Source organism: Microcoleus sp. AR_TQ3_B6, assembly GCF_036702785.1.
Lineage (GTDB): Bacteria > Cyanobacteriota > Cyanobacteriia > Cyanobacteriales > Microcoleaceae > Microcoleus.
Window position 1 is genome coordinate 1 of sequence record NZ_JAUBVJ010000086.1, and the last position, 16,357, is coordinate 16,357.

General features: G+C 46.1%; 17 protein-coding genes. 12 read left to right on the forward strand and 5 right to left on the reverse strand.

Translation table 11 applies throughout. The features are described 5' to 3' along the window. The first annotated feature begins 394 nt into the window (after nucleotides 1–394). Together QUB56_RS29190 and QUB56_RS29195 are read left to right on the forward strand one after the other, a co-directional pair. Nucleotides 395–949, forward strand: a complete 555-nt coding sequence (locus tag QUB56_RS29190; RefSeq protein WP_332959807.1) for a hypothetical protein — start codon at nucleotides 395–397, stop codon at nucleotides 947–949. Nucleotides 950–996: 47 nt separating this feature from the next. Further along, nucleotides 997–1,731, forward strand: coding sequence for a hypothetical protein (locus tag QUB56_RS29195; protein ID WP_332959809.1), 735 nt, complete (start codon nucleotides 997–999; stop codon nucleotides 1,729–1,731). A gap of 105 nt (nucleotides 1,732–1,836) precedes the next feature. On the opposite strand, the gene QUB56_RS29200 is transcribed toward QUB56_RS29195, so the two are convergent. The 5 genes from QUB56_RS29200 to QUB56_RS29220 all read right to left on the reverse strand — a co-directional run bounded on the left by QUB56_RS29200 (nucleotide 1,837) and on the right by QUB56_RS29220 (nucleotide 5,737). Continuing rightward, entirely contained in the window at nucleotides 1,837–2,046 is a 210-nt protein-coding gene (locus QUB56_RS29200; RefSeq protein WP_445243413.1) for a hypothetical protein, read from the reverse strand. A gap of 572 nt (nucleotides 2,047–2,618) precedes the next feature. After that, nucleotides 2,619–3,368: an SDR family oxidoreductase gene (locus QUB56_RS29205; RefSeq protein WP_332959810.1), complete on the reverse strand. Its 750-nt coding sequence runs from the start codon at nucleotides 3,366–3,368 to the stop codon at nucleotides 2,619–2,621. A 330-nt stretch (nucleotides 3,369–3,698) separates the two neighbouring features. Then, a complete protein-coding gene (locus QUB56_RS29210; protein ID WP_332959811.1) occupies nucleotides 3,699–3,923 on the reverse strand; it encodes a hypothetical protein in 225 nt (74 codons plus the stop codon). A gap of 114 nt (nucleotides 3,924–4,037) precedes the next feature. After that, entirely contained in the window at nucleotides 4,038–5,297 is a 1,260-nt protein-coding gene (locus QUB56_RS29215; RefSeq protein ID WP_332959812.1) for a vanadium-dependent haloperoxidase, read from the reverse strand. Between the two features lie 218 nt (nucleotides 5,298–5,515). Next, nucleotides 5,516–5,737 (reverse strand): hypothetical protein, encoded by a 222-nt coding sequence (locus QUB56_RS29220; RefSeq protein WP_332959813.1) that lies wholly within the window; start codon nucleotides 5,735–5,737, stop codon nucleotides 5,516–5,518. Between the two features lie 339 nt (nucleotides 5,738–6,076). On the opposite strand from QUB56_RS29220, the gene QUB56_RS29225 reads away from it, so the two are divergent. From QUB56_RS29225 to QUB56_RS29270, 10 genes are all read left to right on the forward strand, one after another. Further along, nucleotides 6,077–7,144 carry a sulfonate ABC transporter substrate-binding protein gene (locus QUB56_RS29225; RefSeq protein WP_332959814.1) on the forward strand — a complete coding sequence of 356 codons (1,068 nt, stop codon included), beginning with the start codon at nucleotides 6,077–6,079 and terminating at the stop codon, nucleotides 7,142–7,144. A gap of 24 nt (nucleotides 7,145–7,168) precedes the next feature. Then, complete coding sequence (locus QUB56_RS29230; protein WP_332959815.1) at nucleotides 7,169–8,872, forward strand: fumarate reductase/succinate dehydrogenase flavoprotein subunit; 1,704 nt, start codon at nucleotides 7,169–7,171, stop codon at nucleotides 8,870–8,872. A 336-nt stretch (nucleotides 8,873–9,208) separates the two neighbouring features. After that, entirely contained in the window at nucleotides 9,209–9,436 is a 228-nt protein-coding gene (locus QUB56_RS29235; RefSeq protein WP_332959817.1) for a 4Fe-4S dicluster domain-containing protein, read from the forward strand. A gap of 32 nt (nucleotides 9,437–9,468) precedes the next feature. Continuing rightward, nucleotides 9,469–10,443, forward strand: coding sequence for a HEAT repeat domain-containing protein (locus tag QUB56_RS29240; RefSeq protein ID WP_332959819.1), 975 nt, complete (start codon nucleotides 9,469–9,471; stop codon nucleotides 10,441–10,443). Further along, nucleotides 10,436–11,548: an Mrp/NBP35 family ATP-binding protein gene (locus tag QUB56_RS29245; protein ID WP_332959821.1), complete on the forward strand. Its 1,113-nt coding sequence runs from the start codon at nucleotides 10,436–10,438 to the stop codon at nucleotides 11,546–11,548. Before QUB56_RS29240 ends, QUB56_RS29245 begins: the two co-directional genes overlap by 8 nt. A 195-nt stretch (nucleotides 11,549–11,743) precedes the next feature. Continuing rightward, nucleotides 11,744–12,826: a sulfonate ABC transporter substrate-binding protein gene (locus tag QUB56_RS29250; protein WP_332959822.1), complete on the forward strand. Its 1,083-nt coding sequence runs from the start codon at nucleotides 11,744–11,746 to the stop codon at nucleotides 12,824–12,826. 22 nt (nucleotides 12,827–12,848) lie between these two features. Next, nucleotides 12,849–14,030, forward strand: coding sequence for an FMNH2-dependent alkanesulfonate monooxygenase (ssuD, locus tag QUB56_RS29255; protein ID WP_332959823.1), 1,182 nt, complete (start codon nucleotides 12,849–12,851; stop codon nucleotides 14,028–14,030). Then, nucleotides 14,027–14,812 carry an aliphatic sulfonate ABC transporter permease SsuC gene (ssuC, locus tag QUB56_RS29260; RefSeq protein ID WP_332959824.1) on the forward strand — a complete coding sequence of 262 codons (786 nt, stop codon included), beginning with the start codon at nucleotides 14,027–14,029 and terminating at the stop codon, nucleotides 14,810–14,812. Before ssuD ends, ssuC begins: the two co-directional genes overlap by 4 nt. A 95-nt stretch (nucleotides 14,813–14,907) precedes the next feature. Beyond that, nucleotides 14,908–15,300, forward strand: a complete 393-nt coding sequence (locus tag QUB56_RS29265; RefSeq protein WP_332959825.1) for a carboxymuconolactone decarboxylase family protein — start codon at nucleotides 14,908–14,910, stop codon at nucleotides 15,298–15,300. Nucleotides 15,301–15,336: 36 nt separating this feature from the next. After that, on the forward strand, nucleotides 15,337–16,341 hold the full coding sequence (locus tag QUB56_RS29270) for a 2-oxoglutarate and iron-dependent oxygenase domain-containing protein (RefSeq protein WP_332959826.1): 1,005 nt from the start codon (nucleotides 15,337–15,339) through the stop codon (nucleotides 16,339–16,341). The last annotated feature ends 16 nt before the right edge of the window (nucleotides 16,342–16,357 follow it).

Below are 16,357 nucleotides of genomic sequence, written 5' to 3' on the forward strand. Positions count from 1 at the left end.
TAGCATCTATAACTGGATGGGATTACATTTTGTCAGCCCTAGCTACTGTTGCATGATTTTTGAAAATTGGTATAAGTTTTGAGTTTGTTTACCAGTCGCGGCCATGTCTGTAAAATAAGTGACACTCAAACGAGCTACCACAAACGAGTGTCACTAGAAAAAGTTACTGGTAAAGCGTTTCCGTTAGCAGTTACACCTAAGAAATAAATGCAAACAAGGGGTCAGGTAATGCTAGACCCAGAAACAATGCAACTCGAATTCGCGATCGCAAATTCGAGGGTGAAAGAAATTACGAATACCAAAGCCTGAAACCCGCATTGTATCCTCGGCTCTCTCAAACTGTCCCGACTATTGATTTAGGTGTATGTAGACTAACCTACTTTAGGAGTTTCCCATGAAATTTAGTTTTCTGTCCCTGACGATCGGCTGTTCGACTCTAGTTGCTCTGGGGCTATCGCAATCCCCCTCAATCGCTGCAACTGTAACCGTGCACTTTCCTCGGATGCCGAAGAGCGGCCAAAACTTCCAGCACACCCACACTGTCAGACGTTCTACCAGCAATCCTCTGCCGGATGTGGGTGCTCTCCAGAACTTATTTCAGGGACCAACCCGTACCGAAATTGCTAATGCACCGGGTCTAGAGAAGGCGCTACCGCTGCTCCCGAGCAATGCCTGCAACGGTCAACCTCTACCTCCTGGAGCCATCAATGCAGGTCGCTTTCTCATCAAACGCCAAATCAGAGGCAGTAACATTGCCTACAAAATTCGCATCTGCGAACCTTATCTTAGCGGTGGAGTTGGAACTACTGCGATTCTGCAAACCGCTATTGAAAAGACTCTTTGGGCAAATCTCAAGTACGTCTCCCGCGTGAAAAACATTACCAAAATCGATATCGCTCAACCTAATAATCAGTGCTTTGGTGGTAATGGAGGTACCTGCTGGCCGTAACATCTGCGCTCAAACCAAATTCAATTATCTAAATTAAGGAACATACTATGAAACCGATCGTTTCTATTTTAGGCACGATCGCTGCGATCGCCCTTTTCCCCCACATTGCCCAAGCCAGCGCCTACAAAGCCAGCAATCGCAGCACCTTTATTCACATTAGTGAACTTCCTGGCCGCAGTGGCTCTGCTATTGGCAGTGGCTACTACTTTACATCCATAGGTGGCAGGGAGTGGTTCGGGGGCTTCCAGGCGACTAGCGTCACCAGCAGTGGTGGCATCAGAACCTATACTGGAACATTCAGCGACGAGCGTTTCGGGCCCGGTGCAACGCAACAATGTAAGGGCAAACTGAAACTACAACGTCCGGTTTCTAACTCCGGCCCTGCGCCCCTGACAGCCACTTGGACTATTACTGGTGGGGTCAACTGTCCCTCTTCCGCGGGTTCAATCTTAAAGCTCAATCTGACCGAAGCCGTCCCAGTCGCCAATAGCAGCGGCAATTTCCTGGCCAGCAATGCCAATACTATTCAGTCTGAAACCGCAGGCGACGCCACTTGGCCTCTTTGGGTTGTAACCGACCCAACGAGGCTCAATTGTCGCGCCACTGCCCCTAGTGGCACTGTCGTTACGACCTTCCCCAACGGCAGCACCGTTGATGTCGGTTATCTGGGCCTCAACAGCTTCATCACCGCTGGGGGCGCTTCCTGGCTGCGGGTGCCCAGCAAAAACTGCTTCATCCGCGCCAACAGCCAATACATAAAGCCCAAACTGATGCCCTTCTAACGAGCATCTAGCCGCTTATTTTAATCTCTAATTTTTGCTTGGCTAGAGAGGATGTAGGGGCAAACAAGGGCGATCGATCGCCCTTGTTTGCCCCAATTTTTTCGCTTATTCTACAATTTGATAAACAGGCCGACATCCAGACAATAAGCCGTGTAAATTGACGACATTTCCGATGACCGCGAGCTCCGGTGCTGCAAATCCGGCCGCCTCAACTTGCTCTACAATTGTACCCAAAGTCCCGATCGATTCTTCTTCGGCCGCGTTCCAGGGCGGACTAATCCTATGGGCGTTTCTGCACTCAATTGGGCTTACCAAAAAATTGGGTACAAAGCCCCGTCCTTATAGGACGGCTTTAATAGATTTCAGTTTTTGTTTAAGTTATCTAGTCTCATTAATATTTATTTTAAATTTTTCTGGCGTTTTATTTAAGACAGGATACAATCATACTTGTGCCACAGGTAGAATAACCGCCGATACACATGAGACACCACGCTCAAACGACTGGTCCCAAAACAATAATGGCTAGTGGGTGACGAAAACCACGAATAAACATAGTTGGGCCCCCTAACGTAAGCCAAAATCAGAGACTAAACTTTTTTGATCGAAAACGTACTGTGGGGCACACAGAAACAAGAGAAGCAATTCTCGAAAGCTTGGGGAGACAACCCCTCTGGAGTTATCTAAGTTAGGCTCGGTACTTGGTTTTTTTGAACGGGTATTGGGTTTAAGTATTGCCGCAAGGATAGATAGTTTTAAGGTCTGTCGCAGAACCAAGAATCCCCGCGCTTTCAAAGCCGGGGAGTGTCAAGAAGTTCCGATCGTTCCGCTTCCGGAGATTTATTCCCTGTTTCCAGTTTGGAACATTACCGATCGCTTGCGAGGGCGCTTCAAATCTGTGCCATACCGCCATCGACAAACAGCTCGATGCCGTTGACAAAGCTGCTGTCGTCACAAGCGAGAAAGACAACGGCTTTGGCAATCTCATCGGGCGTCCCTACTCTTCCCAGGGGGATATTTTTGGCTTGGCTATCCACGAATTCCTGTACCTGCTCATCACTCAGTCCCAGGAGATTGTAAGCAGGAGTAGGAACAACGCCAGGACTAATGGCGTTAACCCGAATTTTGCGCTCTTTGAGATCTAGAATCCAATTACGGGCAAACGATCGCACGGCGGCTTTGGTAGCGCTGTAAACACTAAAAGCTGGGTTGCCTACCGTAGTATTCTGAGAGGCGTTCAGGATGATGGAAGCGCCCTCAGGTAACAGAGGCAGTGCCTTCTGCACGGTGAACAGCAGACCTTTGACGTTAGTGTTGAACGTTTTGTCAAAGTGTTCTTCGGTGATTGCTCCCAGTGGGGCGAATTCTCCACCGCCAGCATTGGCAAACACGACATCGAGGTGTCCTTGCTCTTGCTCGATAGTGGCGAACAGCCGATCGAGGTCTGCCAGATTAGAGACATCGCTCTGAACACCCGTGACATTTTCACCAATCTCTTTTACTGCAGCATCCAGTTCAGTTTGACGGCGACCCGTGATGAAGACATAGGCACCTTCGGCGACAAAACGCTTAGCAGTCGCAAGACCGATGCCGCTAGTGCCGCCAGTGACAAGAGCGACTTTTCCTTCTAGTTTTTTCATTTTGGATGATGAGTCCTGTGGTTGTTGAGTTTGAAAGAGCCGTCGGAAACTGCTCCTGGAAAATTGGATTTTCTCCGGTAGCAACTAGATGGATTGTAGAAGATTCAAATGCTTGGATAGAAAGCTGTAGGAGTTTGGTCAAAAACGAATTCGAGAACTACCGGCCATGCCCAGAGCAAAACTTAATGTGTGTTTCACCCGACTGATGTTCGCTCGTGTTAGAGCATGAATAGATCCCAAATAAGTGCTACAGAACCCATGAGAGATTTTTTTAGCGAACTCGGTTGAGCAGCCGATCGTCCCCAAAACCTCTTTTTGGGAGTGTTCAGTTTAAACCCACTCGATCGCTGCATGGCGATCGCCGTCTGGCATTAATCTTATCAAACAAGCTATAGAGGTAAGACAAGAACCAACAAGAGCGTTGTTCGCTTGCCGTGCGGTGAAGGGGACAAAGCTCAAAGACGACTGGGAGGCAGGCGCAAATTGCCTTTGGCACCAAAGGCAAGCAGCATATTCCTGGTTAGCAGACCGTACTTCTTGCAGAACTTGACTCATGCTTGAATTTTCCTAAACAGTTTGATTGAAGGTGGCTGGCGTAAAAGTGCGGTGACACACAAGTGTGCTTACACAGTCGATCGTTGCTCCGCGAATCTCAAGTAGCCCGAACTACTAACTCTTGAGTGGTTGCAAAGCATTCCGGAAAACGTAGTCACCGACTTGTTTACCCAACACATCTCCCTGGGTATCAGCAGTACGGGTATGAAGACCTGCCCAAATCCGGGATTCTCCAAGCTCTTTAGAAATCTGCGAAAAGCTCGTATAGCTGCGGGTTACACCTGCGTTTGCCGGAAAGATGAGACTCACTTTCACGGAGTCACTGCCAAAGAAGCGTTGCAAAACCCTCTCTGCCGCACCTGCCGTTACACAATGCCCAGAAATATAATCAGGGTGAGCCGGAGTGACGATCAGTGATTCCCAGTTGGGATCGGGAGTAATGATAGGATTGCCAAGTTCTGCAGCATTGGGAATAGCAACTACAGGTCGCCAAAGTTTGTATTTGTACTTAACCTCGTATCCGGCAATGTAGGCATCTGCGCCTGCGAAGTTGAGCAGTGCAAACAGCCGTGCATTTTCAATCAAATTATTGCCTTTTTCTGTTGCGGCTGCTCTGGCTGGCGTATTCCAGAGTGGCACAGGGGAAATTGCAGAAAAAATTGCCGTTGCCGTTTGTTCAGCAGTTCGGGCGGTGCTGTATCGCCCCCCCAGGAGTTTCACTTCATTTAACTCTTTGGCATAGGCATCGCTGTTGAGAGGTAATGGCGCAGGAATCTTAAACTGGTCAGCACGCTTAATCACAAATGGGGTGACTTCGCTCCAATTGGGCAACAGCGCTGGGGCAAACAGAGGCGGAGTGGGCTGCCATATGCCAACAGCTTTCTGGGCTTTATACTCACCCGATCGAGCAGATCGATCGGTGCTGCGGATTGCTACCAGCTTTTCTGCAACTTCCTTACCCACATTGATGCCGCCAACTTTTGCCTCACCGTCAGGGATTTTTGCCAGTGAAGCGGTTAAAGCCGCATCAAGGGAGGCCTTCTGGGCTGGATAAAGGCGTGTCAAAACACCATGCCCAGCCGCCACGGCAGCCGCAGCTGCAGAAGCACCTGCAGGCGCTTTGATATTCACGGAATAGGGGGTGTAGCGGCGCTCGATCGCATTTACTGCATCAAAAATTGCTCCATGTGTAATCGCCAGAGTTCGAAACTGCTGCGGTGCAGGTGCGGAGGCTGCAAGCGTGGCAGTCTGTGCGATCGCATTCCAATCCAGCACCGCGTCGGTAGGATCGCTGGGTTTAGCTGGCTGCGCTTGAGCAGTTGGATGCTGAGCGACTTGAGCAGTCTGAGCCTGGGTTGGATCAGAAATTTGCAACAGGCCGATTGCCGTTACAACCGCTAGTAGAAAGGCCCAAGCGAATAATCCAAAACGCTTAACTCTAAAGCGCCCGATCTTGATAATGTAGTACACGTTATACTCCTAATCACCTATCGGAAAACAGTATATTAACTGTATGGGAGTTAATATAGTGATGTCAAGGTTGCTACAGCTAAGTTTTGAAGGTGGTAGGTAGTACGTATGGGGACAAGCACTCATCCCACTCGATAGGTATCCGTCATCACTGTGACAACTTCAAATTGCTGAATATAGGCTGGACTGACCATGGTGGATATGGGGGTGTTACGATTGCGCGCGCAATCATCAAGGCAAAATTTATGCCGTGTCTCGCCGATGCTTGTTTGCGATCGCCCATCAATCGACCAAACTTTACCCCGCCTTTTTGACAAGCGAATTTCAAAGGTGGTACCCGCCACGTGATTTATCCGTGGAATCAATCCCAAATCGATTTTCGAAAATCCTCAAGAAAGAGCATTTATCTCGCGCAAGTCAATCGAAAATCGAAAATCTAAAATCTAAAATCGATTGACCCCAGACACCCCCCCCAAAAAGTTCGGGGCCTGTTACCGCGGATTCGGAGGGAGGTGCAGATGGCAGTGGTGCAAGCCTACGACTGGCGATCGCTAATTAAGCATCGGGCGATCGCACTCCCAAATATTAAAGGGAAATGAATAAATATTAACTCCGGTAATTTTATCGACATACAGTATTATACTGCCAATAAAGTTACTCTCAATCTTTTCTTGTGGGCATCTATGTTGATTAAGCTCGCCTCAACTCAGATATTAGGCATTTTGAGCTACTGCCATCAAACAGTCCTTTCTCAGAGAACCCGCAGTCTTGCCCTACTATTTGCAACCGGACTCGGTTTGAGTTTGGTAGTAGCAGCTTGTTCTCCTACCGCTACTACCACACAGGACACGGCCACTGCGAACACTTACGCACCTACAAAAAGCCTTACAGTTAGCATCGGCTACCAAAAATCTGCTACCGTTCTCAACGCCCTCAAAACCAAAGGTGACTTAGAAAAAGCCTTAGCAGCCTCCAAATCTTCTGTAAAATTTCTAGAATTTCCTGCCGGGACTCCTCTATTAGAAGCAATGAACGCAGGCAGTATTGACTTTGGCTACACAGGAGAAGGACCGCCAGTTTTTGCTCAAGCTGCTGGAACCGCATTAGTTTATGTTGCTTACGAAACTGCAAATCCTAAGTCGGAAGGTATCCTAGTTCCCAAGGATTCACCTATAAAAACGGTTGCCGATCTTAAAGGCAAAAAAGTAGCTTTTGCCAAAGGTTCTAACACACACTACCTCCTAGTTAAAGCCTTAGAAGCGGCTGGACTTCAATATAGCGACATCAACCCAGCTTTCCTCAAACCAGCAGAAGCCCGCGCCGCTTTTGAAGGGGGAAATGTCGATGCTTGGGCAATTTGGGATCCGTACTTAGCCGCAGCAGAAAAATCCGCAGGCGCGAGACTTATAACAGATGCAACAGGAATCGCTGCCAATCGAGGTTACTATCTTGCCCGCAAGAGTTTTGTGGACGAACATCCTGAGATTTTGAAACTCATTTTAGATGAAGTCAAAAAGGTAGATCGATGGGCGGCCGACAATCCCGTAGAAGTTGCTAAATTTCTGGAGACGCAATTAGGGATAGAAGCCTCCGTGTTAGAAGTGTCTGAAAAGCGACGCAACTATGGCCTTTTTCCCCTCAGTGATGAAGAGATTGCCGGACAGCAGCAAATTGCTGATACCTTCCAAAAACTGCAACTTATTCCTAAGCCCGTCCAAATTAAAGAAATCGTTTTGAAAGATGGTAAGTAGGGTCATTAGTCAGGAGAAATTAACGTGAATACTCAATGGATAAAAACTGATGTGCTTGTAATTGGTGGCGGTACGGCTGGCACGATGGCTGGTATCAAAGCTAAACAGGCAAATCCTGACAGCGAAGTGCTGATTTTAGAAAAGGCAAATATTCGCAGAAGTGGCGCGATCGCCATGGGAATGGACGGCGTAAACACGGCCGTCATTCCCGGCCATTCTACACCAGAACAGTACGTTCGCGAAATTACCCTTGCTAATGACGGCATCCTCAACCAAAAAGCCGTTTATCAAACTGGAAAATTAGGCTATGAAGTCATCCAAGAGTTAGAAACTTGGGGAGTAAAATTTCAGAAAGATGCCCAAGGTAACTACGACTTAAAACAAGTTCATCGCGTCGGCAAATATGTTTTGCCAATGCCCGAAGGCAAAGACCTCAAACAAATTTTAACCAGACAGGTAAAACGCCACAAAGTTAAAGTTACCAATCGAGTGATGGCAACCCGCGTTTTAGTGCAAGCAGGACGCGCTACAGGAGCCGTTGGCTTTGACGTGCGAAATGGCGATTTTGTAGTAATTCAAGCGAAAGCTGTCATTCTTTCTACAGGTGCTTGCGGTCGTTTAGGACTACCCGATTCCGGCTACCTTTATGGCACCTATGAAAATCCGACTAATGCCGGAGATGGCTATTCAATGGCTTACCACGCTGGAGCAGAACTCACTAACATTGAGTGTTTTCAAGTCAACCCGCTAATTAAAGATTATAACGGCCCTGCTTGCGCTTATGTCGCCGGGCCCTTCGGTGCCCATACTGCTAATGCCGAAGGTCATCGCTTCATTAGTTGCGATTATTGGAGCGGTCAAATGATGCTGGAAATCTGGAATGAATTGCACTCTGGCAAAGGCCCAATTCAATTAAAAATGACTCATCTCGATGAAGATACTATCGCTGAAATAGAGTCTATTCTTTGGTCAAATGAGCGGCCGAGTCGAGGTCGGTTTCACGAGGGTAGAGGGGAAAATTATCGCGAGCACGGCGTTGAAATGCACATTTCTGAAATTGGGCTGTGCAGCGGCCACAGCGCCTCAGGTGTTTGGGTGAATGAAAAGGCAGAAACAACTGTGCCCGGACTCTACGCAGCGGGAGATATGGCAAGCGTTCCTCATAATTACATGATCGGGGCTTTTGTGTTCGGTAGAATAGCAGGAACTAATGCCATTGACTACATCCAAAGTTTAGATTATGTCGAGCCTGACGCTGATTTTCTGGAAGCAGAAAAAGCGCGGGTTTATGCACCTTTAAAGCTGCCCAATGGAATCCCTCACACGCAAGTAGAATATAAGTTACGGCGCTTAGTGAATGATTATTTACAACCACCAAAAGTAGGAAACAAAATGGAGATTGGGCTGAAAAATTTTGTCCGTTATCAAGAAACTCTACAGGAAATGGGCGCTCGCGATCCTCATGAGTTAATGCGCTGCATGGAGGTTCACTTTATTCGAGACTGTGCGGAGATGGCGGCGAGGGCTTCTTTGTATCGCTGTGAAACTCGTTGGGGGCTTTATCATTATCGGCTAGATTACCCTGAGAAAAATAATGAAGAGTGGTTTTGCCATGTTAATTTGAAAAAAGAGGAATCAGGAGAAATGAGATTGTTTAAGCGTCCAGTTGAACCTTATATTGTGGATGTTGATTTACATAAAGAGGATTATAATGTTGTAGCGCGCTGACTTATAGTAATATTAGGTTTTTTCTCCCAGTCATTGGGATAAATAACACTATGATTACTATGCATTAAAGTGGGAGGTGAGATATTGTCTATTTGATGGATTTGTAGAGCGATAAGATATTGTAGAGTGCGTCAGTTCTAAATAATTTGTGAGTGCTACCAAACTGTTGGTCTAACGCACCCGACCCCTATAATCAGTTGCTTAAATGCTATACAGCTTATTGTAGAGGTGAGTTCTCGTCAATATCTTTGATTTCTCATTCTCAGATCCATAAACCCACTCCCTCCCACTTGACAGTCGGATAACTCTATTCACCATTAACCATCGCACCTAACTATGGCTTTAATTACACAACGAGTTGATGTTCCAGTCACCGTAGATGAGTCTAAGTGTTTGGAAAAGTGCCAGGTATGCATTGATGTTTGTCCTTTGGATGTACTGGCCAAAAATCCCGAAACAGGGAAAGCTTACATGAAATACGATGAATGTTGGTTTTGTTTGCCTTGTGAAAAAGAATGTCCAACTAATGCCATAACGGTTAAAATCCCCTTCTTGTTGCGCTAAGTTTTTCTATTTCGTATAAAGTGTAAAAATTCATGATTGCTGAAAATGATAGTGAATTAAATCAATGGCTAGAAATGCTGCGATCGCCCGAACTAAGCGATCGCCTTGTTGCCGTGAAAAATTTACAATATTTGGGTGATGAAGAAGCTACAAATGCCCTACTCCTCGCCCTGTCTGATGAGAGTATTGCCGTTAAAAAAATTGCCATATCAGCCCTTTGGGAAATTGGCAATCCTGTGGCTATTCCTGCTTTTATTGAGTGTCTGGGTTCCGCCGATGCCGATATTCGCCAAGAAGCATTATCTGCATTAAATGAATTAGTTTCACCAACTGACTTACGGCAACTACTAGATGCACTCCACCGCGACAATGTTAATATCCAACTCAATATCTTAACCTTGTTGCGGAAGATTCACGATGCTCAATCTTTTCCCGATATTTTACCATTTTTTGCATCCGATGTTCCTGAATTGAGAGCAACAGCAGTAACCACTCTCAGCTATCTCAATCAGGTGGAAAAATGTCCCCAAGCTTTGGTCTTAATATCTGATACAGATTTAAATGTTCGCCGTGCTACGGCTTTAAGTTTAGGACATTTAACAGATCCAGAAGTCATCTCAATTTTGTGTCAAGCACTCAAAAGCGATACTGACTGGCAAGTGCGACGAAATGCAGCTAAATCTTTGGCAATTCATGCCGATGGTGCGGCAATTTTGGCACTGGAAACAGCGGTAAGCGACGAACACTGGCAAGTTCGCAAATTCGCGCTACAAGCGCTGCAAAAAATTCCCGATGAACGAGTCATGCCTGCTTTGATTAGAGCCTTAGCTGATGAATATTCAGATGTGCGGAAAGAAGCTGCGATCGCCCTCGGCAATCTCAGCAATCCTGCCGCGATGCCTGCGCTGCAACAATCTCTGGACGATCCCGATAAAGAGGTTACTATTTTCGCTCAAAAAGCGATTCAGAAAATTCAAACATTACTGCAAAATTCCCAAAATGGTTAATTCTTCCTCTTTACCACAAACCCCCTCACATCTACCCTCAGACAATCCCAATCCTGTGGAAAAATTACGACAGCAAGAAGTTGTCAACTATCTCAAACAAGTCATCGAACCCACACTCAAAAATGATATCATCAGTTTGGGAATGGTGCGAAATTTGCGAATTGTTGAAAATTACATTTATTTGCGCCTTTATATTGGATCGCATCAGCAAGACTTGCCAAAAATAATTGAGTCTGTTTTATCGCCTGTAAGCTGGTGCAAAAAAACTTATATTCAAACTTGCACCATAGCCAACGTGCGAACTACCTTGGCTATTTCTAGCGGCAAAGGTGGGGTGGGAAAATCTACAACGGCGGTGAATTTAGCAACAGCGTTAAAATTACAGGGAGCCAAGGTAGGCTTGCTAGATGCTGATGTTTACGGTCCCAATATTCCTCAAATGTTAGGCTTAGGACAAGCTGATGTAGAGACAATTAATACTGCTAAAGGTGAGAAATTTTTACCCCTGGAAGCACAGGGAATTAAACTGATGTCAGTGGGTTTATTAGCAGAGCCAGAACGTCCTTTAGCATGGCGAGGCCCTGTGCTCCACAAAATTATTACGCAGTTTATTCAAGATGTAGAATGGGGCGAATTAGATTATTTACTCATTGATTTACCCCCCGGTACCGGAGATGCTCAAATTACCATTGTGCAAGAAAGTCCTATTTGTGGAGTGATTCTCGTTACTACGCCGCAACAAATATCTATTTCCGATGTCCGTCGCAATATTTATATGTTTCGCCAAGTAGGGGTTCCAGTGCTTGGGATTATTGAAAATATGAGTTATTTAATCGGCTCACGCCATGAAGAACCGATACAAATTTTTGGTAGTGGTGGGGGTAAACAGTTAGCAGAAGAACTTCAAGCACCCCTCCTTGCCCAAATTCCTATAGATCCGCGCATCTGTGCGGGAGGCGATACAGGAAAACCCCTAACACTTGCAGATCCGAACTCGGCGGTATCTCAGGTTTTTATGCAGATAGCAGCAGCGCTAGATGCTACTTTTTCTCCGGCGCGTGCAACTGATACATTACCCCTGAATATTAATCATTTAAGTAACTAGATAAGTCAGACCAGCAAAAATTTACACAATGTGCTTGCATTTTTGAAGTTTGTTGTGGAATAATAGGAGCTTATTCGAGTAATCTCCGGTATATCGGTCGGTTTATCGTAGCTTGCTCTTCAATAATGGTTAGCTCAGCTTTTACATAGCTATTGCGTTTTTTGGTTTTCAATACTTGAAACATAGGAAGGAACAGTGTTAACCCGATTAAGAGAGAGTCCATTTTTAGCTAAATTGAGGCATTTGGGGAGCAAACTCAAACCTAGTTCAATCAAGACCTTTGCTTTGCTTTTTGCAGTTGGCTTCAGTTTGAGTTTGACCGTTTATGCTTGTACTCCTACTCAGCAAACAAATACAACTACTGGCTCGACTTCTGCAGCCACATCGGTGGCTAGTTCTAAATCGCAAGAGAGCAATGTAATTCGGATCGGCTATCAAAAATATGGCACTCTAAGCATCCTTAAATCACGGGGAAGTTTAGAAAAGCGTTTGGCCTCTCAAAGCACTTCCGTACAGTGGCTTCAATTTCCCGCTGGCCCTCAATTACTAGAAGCTTTGAACGCAGGCAGTATTGACTTTGGCCATACTGGGGAAGCGCCGCCTATTTTCGCACAAGCTGCTGGCGCACCATTGGTATATGTTGCTAACGAGCCTCCTAATCCCAAAGGCGAAGCAATATTAGTACCGAAAGATTCTTCCATTCAAGATGTGGGTGGCTTGAAAGGCAAAAAAGTTGTATTTAACAAAGGTTCAAATGTGCACTACCTAGTAGTAGAAGCATTAACAGCAGCCGGATTGAAATATAGCGACATTCAGCCTGTTTACTTACCGCCAGCAGAGGCGCGGGCAGCTTTTGAACAAGGCAGTGTTGATGCTTGGGCGATTTGGGACCCATTTTTTACAGTAGCAAAACGAGCTACAGGTGCTCGTATTCTTAAGGATGGAGAAGGGCTTGTAGCTAATCGGGAATTCTATCTAGCTGCCCAACCTTTTAACGAGCAATATCCTGACAGAATTAAGGCAGTTTTAGAGGAACTTCAAAAAGTCGATGAATGGGCTACATCTCAACCAACAGAGGTAGCAAAACTGTTGTCTCCTGCTCTTGGTATTGATGTTCCAACTTTAGAGGAAGTGGCACGGAGACGGCCTTACGGTGTGCAGCCCATTACAGATGAAGTAATCACTTACCAGCAAAAAATGGCTGATAGTTTCTTAGATTTAAAGCTGCTTCCCAAACCCATCAAAATTAGCCAAGTGGCTCAGGTAACTAAACAATAAATAGTGATGGAGACTAAGAGAAATGGAATTATTTTGGTTTATCCCAACTCACGGAGACGGACGCTATTTAGCTACAGGAATTGGAGGGCGTTCTTGCAACTTTTCCTACTTAAAGCAAATCGCTCAAGCCGTCGATCGTTTAGGATTTACGGGCGCTCTGCTTCCGACTGGGCGTTCTTGCGAAGACGCATGGGTAGTGGCTTCATCCCTAATGGCTGTTACAGAACAAATGCGTTTTTTAGTAGCAATTCGTCCTGGATTAATGTCTCCTGGGGTAGCAGCACGGATGGCGGCAACATTTGACAGGTTATCTAACGGACGCTTGCTGATTAATGTTGTTACGGGCGGCGATCCGGTTGAATTGGCGGGGGATGGAGTGCATCTGGGTCACGACGCACGTTATGAACTGACGGATGAATTCTTGACTGTTTGGAGAGCGATGCTTGAAGAGAGTAACTCGACTAACGGGCGAGAGCAACAAGTTAATTTTAGCGGTGAATACCTTCAAATAAAGGGCGGAAAACTTTTATTCCCCCCTGTACAAAATCCTCATCCTCCGTTATGGTTTGGCGGTTCTTCGCCAATAGCACAACAAATTGCCGCTAAACATATCGATGTTTATCTTACTTGGGGAGAACCGCCGCAACAAGTAGCCCAAAAGATTGAAGCTGTGAAAAAATTAGCAGCAAAACAGGGTAGAACTGTGCGTTTTGGAATTCGCCTTCATGTCATTGTACGCGAAACTGAAAGCGAAGCTTGGGAGGATGCCAATCGATTGATTCAATATGTCGATGAAGATGCGATCGCAGCCGCCAAAAAAGCTTATGCCAGGATGGATTCTGAAGGGCAGCGGCGGATGACTGAACTGCACGCAGGCAGCCGCGAAGCTCTGGAAATTAGCCCCAATTTGTGGGCGGGAATTGGGTTAGTCAGAGGGGGTGCCGGTACTGCTTTAGTGGGAGATCCCGATACGGTTGTGGCGCGAATGTTGGAATATTCCGAATTGGGAATTGAAACTTTCATTTTTTCCGGTTATCCCCACTTAGAAGAAGCATATCGAGTGGCTGAATTGCTATTCCCCCGCTTGCCGCTGAAAAACCAACCGACTGTACATCAACCGCAAATGTTTAGTCCTTTTGGCGAAATTGTTGCCAACGAAAAGTTTCTCCAACAAAAACAAGTTATTCCTACGAGCGCGTCATGAATAAAAAATGGCTCACAAACCCCTATTTTCAGCAGGTCATCCCCTGGATTGTACCAATGCTGCTGATTGTTAGCTGGCAATTATTGGTGCAGGTTGGTTGGCTTTCCACAAGAGTTTTACCAGCACCAACAGGTGTTTTAAGTGCAGGAATTAGATTGGCAATTAGCGGAGAACTGTTTCACCATATCGGAATTAGTGCTTGGCGCGCGCTGGTTGGTTTTATCATAGGCGGAGGGATTGGTTTGACTCTGGGTTTCCTCAACGGTCTTTTTCCAATCGCCGAAAAGCTGCTAGATACTTCTCTGCAAATGGTTCGTAATATTCCACACCTCGCCTTAATCCCTCTAGTAATTTTGTGGTTTGGCATTGGCGATCCAGCTCGATTATTTTTGGTAGCTTTGGGTGTATTTTTTCCCATGTATATCAATACATTTCACGGCATCCGCAGCGTAGATGCCGGATTGATTGAAATGGGAAAAGTTTATGGCTTGAATGCCAGGTCTCTTTTGTGGAAAATTATTTTGCCTGGGGCCTTGCCTTCAATTTTGGTAGGCCTGCGATATTCCTTGGGGATTATGTGGCTGACGCTGATTGTCGCAGAAACAATTGCGGCGGACTCTGGTATTGGTTACATGGCAATGAATGCTCGCGAGTTCTTGCAAACTGATGTAGTTGTGGTGAGCATTATCATGTATGCTTTGTTGGGTAAGTTGGCAGATGCGATCGCCAGGAAGTTAGAAGAGAAATGGCTTGCTTGGCATCCCAATTATCAGCCAGCTTAGGTTGAAAAAAGAAGCCCTAAGAAAGAAAGATGAGAGTGTCCCATTTTTTTTTCTTAGTCCGTCTAGAAATTACAGCTACAAACCCCTGTACAGCTATGACGCATTTGATTGAATACGAAGACGCAAGTGATGAAGTACGGGCAGTGTATGACGACATTCGCGCGACACGCAAAACCGAGTACATCAACAACTTTTGGAAAGCGATCGCCAACCATCCGCCTACCCTGCAACGTACCTGGCAGAATGTGAAGGAGGTGATGACGGGTCCGGGAGAACTCGATCCCCTCACCCGCGAGTTAATCTACATTGCTGTCAGCGTTACAAATGGTTGCCCGTACTGCATTTCATCTCATACAGCCGGAGCGCGAGCCAAGGGAATGGATGATGCCATATTTGGGGAACTGATGGCGATCGTGGCAACAGCAAACGCTACCAATCGACTGGCAAATGGCTATCAAATTCCGGTGGATGAACAATTTAAATTATAAAAGGCGTTCAATCTTAACGACTTATACACCTTCTGTATGGCAACTGAATTAACAGTAGATGTTTCTCAGATTCCCGTTATCGATATTAGTTCGCTGGTATCGGATAATCGCCTAGATACAGTTGCCAACCAAATCCGACAAGCTTGCCGCGACACAGGTTTTTTTTACATTGTCGAGCATGGTGTAGACCAAGGCTTGCAAAACCGTTTGGAGCAACTGAGCCGTCAGTTTTTTGCTCAAGATTTAGAAACCAAAATGCAAATTCGGATGGCGCTGGGAGGTCGGGCATGGCGCGGCTACTTTCCGGTTGGAGGTGAACTGACGAATGGTAAACCAGATTTGAAAGAAGGAATTTATTTCGGATCGGAATTGAATCAAACCCATCCGGCTGTTCAAGCGGGCGTTCCCATGCACGGAGCAAACCTGTTCCCAGATCTTCCTCTTTTTCGCGAAATAATACTAGAATATCTGGCGGTGATGACTCAACTGGGTCACGCAGTAATGGCTGGAATTGCCCTGAGTTTGAACTTAGAAGCATCTTATTTTCGCGATCGCTATACGACAGATCCCCTGATTTTATTTCGCATCTTCAACTATCCACCACAAAGCAATCCGCAAGGGCAATCCTGGGGAGTGGGAGAGCATACCGATTACGGTTTGCTCACGATTCTCAAGCAGGATGATTTAGGTGGGTTGGAAGTGAAGACTCGATCGGGCTGGATTGATGCTCCGCCGATCGCCAACTCATTTGTTTGTAACATTGGCGATATGCTCGATCGCCTTACAGGTGGACTTTATCGGTCTACTCCCCATCGAGTCAAGAATGTGTCAGGACGATCTCGCCTCTCATTTCCATTCTTCTTCGATCCCAATTTCAATGCTGAACTCCACCCGATCGAAATCAAGGGAGCGATCGTCGATGATAACAAAAACGAACGTTGGGACAAAGCCAGCGTTCACGAGTTTCGCGGCACTTACGGCGATTATGTTCTGAACAAAGTTGCAAAAGTTTTTCCCCAATTGCGCCAGGAAGTTTTTTGAGATACTCCCCGCACTG

Bases quoted from the DNA above. Each gene is read 5' to 3' on its own strand.
- QUB56_RS29240 (WP_332959819.1), top strand. From the start codon at position 9,469: ATGATTGCTGAAAATGATAGTGAATTAAATCAATGGCTAGAAATGCTG.
- QUB56_RS29195 (WP_332959809.1), top strand. From the start codon at position 997: ATGAAACCGATCGTTTCTATTTTAGGCACGATCGCTGCGATCGCCCTT.
- QUB56_RS29265 (WP_332959825.1), top strand. From the start codon at position 14,908: ATGACGCATTTGATTGAATACGAAGACGCAAGTGATGAAGTACGGGCA.
- QUB56_RS29270 (WP_332959826.1), top strand. From the start codon at position 15,337: ATGGCAACTGAATTAACAGTAGATGTTTCTCAGATTCCCGTTATCGAT.
- QUB56_RS29210 (WP_332959811.1), bottom strand. From the start codon at position 3,923: ATGAGTCAAGTTCTGCAAGAAGTACGGTCTGCTAACCAGGAATATGCT.
- QUB56_RS29245 (WP_332959821.1), top strand. From the start codon at position 10,436: ATGGTTAATTCTTCCTCTTTACCACAAACCCCCTCACATCTACCCTCA.
- QUB56_RS29205 (WP_332959810.1), bottom strand. From the start codon at position 3,368: ATGAAAAAACTAGAAGGAAAAGTCGCTCTTGTCACTGGCGGCACTAGC.
- QUB56_RS29235 (WP_332959817.1), top strand. From the start codon at position 9,209: ATGGCTTTAATTACACAACGAGTTGATGTTCCAGTCACCGTAGATGAG.
- ssuD (WP_332959823.1), top strand. From the start codon at position 12,849: ATGGAATTATTTTGGTTTATCCCAACTCACGGAGACGGACGCTATTTA.
- QUB56_RS29190 (WP_332959807.1), top strand. From the start codon at position 395: ATGAAATTTAGTTTTCTGTCCCTGACGATCGGCTGTTCGACTCTAGTT.
- ssuC (WP_332959824.1), top strand. From the start codon at position 14,027: ATGAATAAAAAATGGCTCACAAACCCCTATTTTCAGCAGGTCATCCCC.
- QUB56_RS29225 (WP_332959814.1), top strand. From the start codon at position 6,077: ATGTTGATTAAGCTCGCCTCAACTCAGATATTAGGCATTTTGAGCTAC.